The 527-nt window shown below is 67.9% G+C and carries 1 protein-coding gene; it reads left to right on the top strand.

Annotated elements, in window-relative coordinates; translation table 11 throughout:
* Positions 1-527 (top strand): ABC transporter substrate-binding protein (locus tag NS331_RS25240; RefSeq protein ID WP_153013072.1); only part of this gene is annotated, 527 nt, incomplete at both ends.

Raw genomic sequence — 527 nt, 5'->3', positions numbered from 1 at the left:
CGAGGGCGTGCTGACCAGCATCGACGGCGTGGCCAAGGCCAACAAGTGGGACGCCGCGCTGCCGCCCACCGTGGCCGCCATCATGAAATACAAGGGCAACTACGTCGCCGCCCCGGTCAACGTGCACCGCGTGAACTGGCTGTGGATCAACCCCGAGGCGCTGAAGAAGGCCAAGGCCAAGGCGCCCACCACCTGGGACGAGTTCTTCGCCACCGCCGACGCGCTGCAGAAAGCCGGCATCACGCCCGTGGCCCACGGCGGCCAGCCCTGGCAGGACTTCACCACCTTCGAGACGGTGGTGCTCGGCGTAGGCGGCGCCGACTTCTACCGCAAGGCGCTGGTGCAGCTGGACCAGGACGCCCTCAAGAGCCCGACCATGGTCAAGGCCGCCGAGACCTTCAAGCGCATCAAGCCCTACACCGACAAGGCCGCCTCCGGCCGCGACTGGAACCTGGCCACGGCCATGGTCATCAAGGGCGAGGCCGGCATGCAGTTCATGGGCGACTGGGCCAAGGGCGAGTTCGTGG

Source organism: Pseudacidovorax intermedius, assembly GCF_001476815.1.
Lineage (GTDB): Bacteria > Pseudomonadota > Gammaproteobacteria > Burkholderiales > Burkholderiaceae_C > Xenophilus > Xenophilus intermedius_A.
Note: the sequence above shows the minus strand (reverse complement) of the source record. Positions and strands in the feature narration are given on the sequence as shown.